The organism is Halanaerobium sp. DL-01, from assembly GCF_003338615.1.
Classification (GTDB): domain Bacteria; phylum Bacillota; class Halanaerobiia; order Halanaerobiales; family Halanaerobiaceae; genus QPJE01.
In genome coordinates this window covers 25,879-32,226 of sequence record NZ_QPJN01000028.1, presented here as the reverse complement: position 1 = coordinate 32,226, position 6,348 = coordinate 25,879, and the positions used below count along the sequence as shown (strand labels likewise).

Here is a 6,348-nt window from a genome sequence, read left to right as displayed (position 1 = left end):
AATACAAAAGGCAAGTTAGAGGATATACTGTTGGGCTAACAGGATTTTAAGCCTGTGGAGATGGTGGGTTACCACTTCTAAGAAGCAGGAATCCTTGTGGGCTTGCCCCGAGGAGGGTCAATATATGATTAATTTTGTAACTACAATTTATAAATCAAAAATATTTAAACATTATTTAGAAAGGCCCCCTGTTGTCATCGGGTCAATAGTTATATTAATTTTACTTCTGGGAGCCATTTTTGCTCCACTGATAGCACCACAGAACCCTTATGCTATAGATAAAATAAGTCTGAGCAATTCCTTAAAACCACCTCTGTGGAAGAAAGGGGGAGTTAGCCCTTTTATTCTGGGAACTGATATGCAGGGTCGTGGAGTATTCAGTACCATTCTATATGGCTGCCGGACTTCCTTTCTTGTAGGTATCAGTGTAGTTATTATCGCCGGTGGTTTTGGAGCTTTAATTGGATTACTTGCCGGTTATTATGGAGGAATACTTGATATAATTATGATGAGAATGGGAGACACCCTCTTTTCCTTTTCCCAGACTCTGATAGCTATGCTCTTATTGGGAATCTTCCAGACTAATAGTGTAGTTCTGGTAATTATGGCAATATGTATTTCAGGTTGGGTGCAGTATGCCAGAACTATCAGAGGGGAAGTATTATCAGTTAAAGAAGAAGAATATGTATTGGCCAGTAAAGCTACTGGTAATAACGATCGGAGGATAATATTTAAACACATTTTACCTAATTCAATTTCACCACTGCTGGTGATTGCTGCAGTTCACTTCGGTATGGCTATAATGCTGGAAGCTACCCTTAGTTTTCTGGGAGTTGGGGTTCCTATAACACACCCTTCTCTGGGTATGATGATCTCACAGGGGCGTAATTTTCTCTATGCCGGTAAATGGTGGCTTGTTTTCTTTCCCGGTATCACATTAATGTCCATTGTTTTCAGTCTAAACCTTATCGCTGACTGGTTGAGAGATGAATTTGATCCCAGACTAAAGAATATTTAACCCCATTCCGGCCATAGCTATCAAAAGCAATAATTCAGTTAATGGCTTTAGTTTACTCACTGAAATTCAGCGGTAACAATCTGACAAGTAGCCTGTAAGGCTCTTCCAATCATTAAGCCACCCAGCGATTCAGGAAGTTTAAGTAACCAGTTAAAAGATAACCTGAATCCGTGATATCTTCTTAGTGAAAAGCAGAAATATCAAGTAAATAAAGTTTTCTCAAAATTATTTTTAGAGCTGCAAAAAAGGGATTTTGTCATAAATTAAATTTTTAGATTCATCTAAAACTCAACTATGGTACTAAATAGGGTTCATCATAAGTTAGACAGGAAATGAAATGCAAATTTAGATAAAGAGATTATTATATTTAAAAATATATTTACATTAATAAAATAATTAAGCTGGAGGGTTTTAAAATTATGAAAGCAAAAAGACTGGCAGGCGAAAAAGCTGCTGAATATGTTAAAAATGGAATGTTTGTAGGGTTGGGTACTGGCTCAACTGCTTACTGGGCTATCCAAAAATTATCTTCAATGGTTAAAGCAGGTCTTAAAATCAAAGCAGTACCTACTTCCAAAGAAACTGCTGAACTTGCCAGAAAAGGTGGAATAGAATTGATAGAACTGGCAGATATAGAAAAGCTGGACCTTACAATTGATGGTGCAGATGAGGTTGATTCTGAATTGAACTTAATAAAAGGCGGTGGTGGAGCTTTATTGAGGGAAAAAATTGTTGCATCTGCGTCAGATAAATTAATTATTGTTGCAGATGAATCAAAACTGTCAGATAAACTGGGGAGTTTCCCACTGGCTGTGGAAGTATGTAAATTCAGCTGGGAATTTACCAAAAGACAGATAGAAAAACTGGGCTGTAGTGGGAAATTAAGAGAAACTGAAGATGGGCAGACTTTCATTACAGATAATGAAAATTATATTATAGACTGTGATTTTTCGGTAATAGATAAACCGGTGCAGATGGCAGTAAATTTAAACAGGATTCCAGGTGTTGTAGAAAATGGTATCTTTCCAGAAATGGCAGATGTTATAGTAGTCGGTTATAAAAATGGAGATGTCAGGATAATTGAGAAATAAAAAGTTCTGAACAGTATAATACTGTTCAGAACTTAACAATAATTTTAGTTAACAGGTAATATTTTAACTGCCGCCAGGATTATCATATTGAGAAAAACAGGTGTATTTTTGAATAGTTTTTTTAAACCGATTTTGATGCCTTTTAGTGTTTTTTGGTGGTCAAATAATGACAGAATAATAATTAGAAGAGATGTTAAAATGTAGATCATATTTTATCCTTTCCTTTTGATTTTTCATTTATTCAAAAATATTTTAATAAACAGTTTATATATTTCTACTAAAACTAAATAAGCCCTTTGAAAATGAATAAAAAATTCATAAAATATTATTAGAATCAAACAATCATTAATTTTGTTCAGATCAGTAGTGTTAATTTATATTATAAAGGAAAGTAGAAGGGAGATAAAGATGAAAAAACAGATTAAAATGCAGAGGAATTTTTTGAAAGCTGAAAAATGGATTAAGTGGGATGATTTAGATCGGGATCAAAAAAAAGGTGTTTCAGCTCCTCCGATGACAAAAGACTATCCAGAAGATGCGGAATTGATTGATTTAATTCCATATGATCAATTAAAAGTGGGAGATAGTTCGCTAAAAAAAATAATGAAGCAGCGGAAAAGCCGCAGAAAATATTCTGATCAAAAGCTGAGTTTAGAAGAACTATCATTTTTGCTCTGGTCAACACAGGCAGTTAAGGAAAACAGGAATAAGAGAGCTGTTCCATCAGCAGGGGACAGACATCCTTTTGAAACATATTTGTATATCAATAAAGTTGAAAATTTAAATAAAGGAATCTACCGGTATCTACCTGTAGAACATAAGCTGATTTTCATCTACAATGAAGATGATTTAAATGTAAAAATAGCAGAAGCCTGCCGCAAGCAGAAGTTTATTGCAGATAGTGCAGTAATATTTATCTGGACAGCTGTTCCGTACAGGTCGGAATGGAGATATGATGTGCTGGCCCATAAAATGATTGCACTTGATGCCGGTCATCTATGTCAGAATTTATATCTTGCTTCAGAGTCAGTTGGAGCAGGTACATGTGCTATCGGTGCTTATTATCAGCAGCAGGTAGATGCATTTTTAGATATTGATGGAGAAGAAGAATTTGTAATCTATCTTGCTTCAGTTGGTAAGATTGAATGAAAAACCTGTAAAAGGAAGATAATATTACAGTATTATCTGAATAAATCTAAATATTAGATATATTTCGTAAAAAGAAAGAAGTGAGTAGATGCTAAAAAAAGTTCTGTCAGAATTAGCTGTTAAGTTAAATAAAAAAAATATCAGGTGGGGTGTTGGTGCATCAGTAATGCTCAATTATTATGGGCTGGTTGATTCTCCCAATGATATTGACATTATAGTCAGTAGTGATGACAGCAGTAAAGCTGATAAAATTTTGAGATCTACTGGTGAGAAAAACTTCAGCAGTGATCTGGAAATATATAAATCTGACTTTTTTGCTAATTACAGTGTCAATGGTGTTGAGGTCGATTTAATTGCCGGATTTTCTATTAAACAGAACAGCAGTTATTTTAAATATGATTTCGATAAAAACTCTATCACAGAAATGTGGAATTTAGAAAGTGTAGAAATACCTGTAGCTGCTATTGAAGACTGGTATATACTTTATCAATTGATGCCGAACAGAGAAGAAAAAGTTATGCTTATTGAAGATTATTTTTTACAGGAGGGGAGCTGCAGGGTCGATCTTCTTCAGAAAAATATTCTAAAACTCAAAAATGATAAAGCGTCAAAGAGGACAAAAAAACTGATAGATAGGCTAAAATCTTAGAGGAGGTATTTTTTTATGAAGAGAATAGGACTTATAGGTGGAATGAGCTGGGAATCATCTTTAGAATATTACAGAATAATCAATGAAGAAGTAAAAAAGAAACTTGGATCTTCACATTCTGCCGATTTAGTGATGTATTCCTTTGACTTTGCAGAAGTGGAAAAACTTCAGCACGAAAACAAATGGGATGAACTGACTGAGATAATGATAGATAAGGCAAAGTTATTAAAAAATGCCGGTGCAGAAGTAATAGCGATATGTACAAATACTATGCATAAAATGGCTGGAGAAATAGAAGAAAATACGGAACTGCCCCTAATACATATAGCTGATTCTGCTGCAGCAGAGATGGAGAAAAAGGATATAAAAAAAGCGGCTCTTTTAGGTACAAAATTCACAATGGAAGAAGATTTTTACAGAGATAGAATAAGTAAATATGGAATTGAAATTATAATTCCAGATAAAAAACAGAGAGAGGTTATTCATAATACAATATACAGTGAACTTATTTCTGGAGTAATTAAGGATAGTTCACGCAAAAAATTTGTTGAGATTATAGAATCACTGCAGAAAAAAGGAGCAGAAGGAGTAGTTTTAGGCTGTACTGAAATACCTCTGCTGATAAAAAATAATGACAGTCCAATTGAAGTTTTTGATACAACATATTTACATGCTAAGAATATTGTGAATTTTTCTTTAGATATTTCCAATAAGATCAAATAAAAAAAGTTTTTGGGGTTAATTACAGTATTTTTGCCTAAAAACCCTTATAATCTGCTTAAATAGGTTTTCAGAGGCTTAATTTTTTGTTATAATTATAAGAGGATATATTTTATATTCTTAAAAGTCTTTCTTAATAGTACTAACTTTTTGTTTAATCAATTAACCTATAACTATCAATTAACCTATAACTATTTGTAAAGCTGAAAATAAAAAGTGTATGCAAAAAAATTTGATATTCCTCTAGCCGTTTCCAGTTAAATAAAAAATTGTGTGAAAATTTTCATCTATTAAATTAATTAAAAAGTAAAAACATCTATTGGTAAAAAAGACAATAAAGTTTTAAATAAAATTTAAATGAAGCAGTGAATAGAACAAATAAATTAATTTGGGGGAAATTACATTGAAAAAAGGTCAGCGCTTAATTGTTTTTTTAATTATATTTTTAACAATGGGTTTATCAGCCTACACTAATTCTATGGCTTTTAATAATTATTATGGTGGAAGATACCCTCTAGAAAATAGGAATAACGACAGCAGTACAAATAGAGCTGAAAGACCCCAAATAAAAAAAGACAATAGACCTGTTGAACAAGATAAAAATATTGATAAAAAAAATTATACTGAAAATGATAATGATTTTATTAATACAGATAAAGCATTTACTAAACCACCTGAAATTGAAAGTGATTTAGGTGATGATCTAAAAAAAATGGACAGAGAAAAAAATATTAACTTATCACCTGAAAGACCGGAAATTGGAGAAAAAGAAAAAGTTTTTAAAACTTCTGGAAAACCAGATTTAATAGACAAAATGAAGATACATACTGTAAAAAGAGGAGAAACTCTCTGGGATATTGCACATAAATATAATATAAATATTGATACATTAATTGGTGCAAATGATATTGCAAATATGAACAGTATCAAGCCTGGTCAGGAATTAAAAATCTTACCGGTTAAAGGAATACTTTATAGAGTTTCACCAGGAGAAAGTATGTCTGAAGTTGCATCTAAATTTAATATAAGTTTAAAAAAGATAATTGAAGATAATAACATAGAAAATCCAAACAGAGTCGAAATTGATAAACTATTAGTTTTAAGAGGTGCTGTACCGGAATTCAGCTACAGAGATCGACTGGAGAAAAAATTTATTAAACCGATTAATACAAGGATAACTTCATATTATGGTATGCGCTGGGGCAGGATGCATGAAGGTATTGATTTTGCAGCTCCAATGGGAACTCCAATAAAAGCAGTTTCTTCAGGTCGGGTTGTATACAGCGGCTGGGCCACAGGGTATGGCTACTGTGTTATAATCGAACATCAAAAAGGTCTGAGAACCCTATATGCACATAATTCTAAACTTCTTGTACGGGTTGGAGAACGAGTAGGAAGAGGAGAAATAATTTCTAAGTCAGGAAATACTGGAAATTCCACCGGTCCACATCTTCATTTTGAAGTTCAGGTTAATGGACGGCCTGCCAATCCATTAAATTATTTAAATTGAAGCATAATAAGTATAAGTATGGTTTTTGCCCTAATTTTTTTCAGCATCTGTTAGTATATTTTATTATGGCATATTAAAAATTAACATCTCTGTATTAAATCCAATTGAATATTATTGACTAAAAATAAATTCTCTGCTGTAAAGGGCAGAGGATTTTTAATTTGTTGTAACCTGGCAGTATTTTTGAAAAATATTTAAATAGACTTGACAG

The 6,348-nt window shown here is 32.7% G+C and carries 7 protein-coding genes; 6 read left to right on the top strand and 1 reads right to left on the bottom strand.

Going from position 1 to position 6,348, the window contains the following annotated elements; translation table 11 throughout:
* Positions 1 to 124: 124 nt before the first annotated feature.
* Together DER71_RS09435 and rpiA are read left to right on the top strand one after the other, a co-directional pair.
* Positions 125 to 1,018: an ABC transporter permease gene (locus tag DER71_RS09435; RefSeq protein WP_114459027.1), complete on the top strand. Its 894-nt coding sequence runs from the start codon at positions 125 to 127 to the stop codon at positions 1,016 to 1,018.
* Between the two features lie 419 nt (positions 1,019 to 1,437).
* Complete coding sequence (gene rpiA / locus DER71_RS09430; protein ID WP_114459013.1) at positions 1,438 to 2,109, top strand: ribose-5-phosphate isomerase RpiA; 672 nt, start codon at positions 1,438 to 1,440, stop codon at positions 2,107 to 2,109.
* Positions 2,110 to 2,153: 44 nt separating this feature from the next.
* Here the strand turns inward: rpiA and DER71_RS11980 are convergent, their stop codons facing one another.
* Positions 2,154 to 2,318 (bottom strand): hypothetical protein, encoded by a 165-nt coding sequence (locus DER71_RS11980; RefSeq protein WP_158531811.1) that lies wholly within the window; start codon positions 2,316 to 2,318, stop codon positions 2,154 to 2,156.
* A gap of 199 nt (positions 2,319 to 2,517) precedes the next feature.
* Between DER71_RS11980 and DER71_RS09425 the strand changes: the two genes are divergently transcribed.
* The 4 genes from DER71_RS09425 (at position 2,518) to DER71_RS09410 (ending at position 6,137) form a co-directional block, all read left to right on the top strand.
* Positions 2,518 to 3,258, top strand: a complete 741-nt coding sequence (locus DER71_RS09425) for a SagB/ThcOx family dehydrogenase (RefSeq protein ID WP_114459012.1) — start codon at positions 2,518 to 2,520, stop codon at positions 3,256 to 3,258.
* 88 nt (positions 3,259 to 3,346) lie between these two features.
* Positions 3,347 to 3,907, top strand: coding sequence for a hypothetical protein (locus DER71_RS09420; protein ID WP_114459011.1), 561 nt, complete (start codon positions 3,347 to 3,349; stop codon positions 3,905 to 3,907).
* 15 nt (positions 3,908 to 3,922) lie between these two features.
* Complete coding sequence (locus tag DER71_RS09415) at positions 3,923 to 4,630, top strand: aspartate/glutamate racemase family protein (RefSeq protein ID WP_114459010.1); 708 nt, start codon at positions 3,923 to 3,925, stop codon at positions 4,628 to 4,630.
* A gap of 400 nt (positions 4,631 to 5,030) precedes the next feature.
* Complete coding sequence (locus DER71_RS09410; protein ID WP_114474586.1) at positions 5,031 to 6,137, top strand: peptidoglycan DD-metalloendopeptidase family protein; 1,107 nt, start codon at positions 5,031 to 5,033, stop codon at positions 6,135 to 6,137.
* Positions 6,138 to 6,348 lie beyond the last annotated feature (211 nt).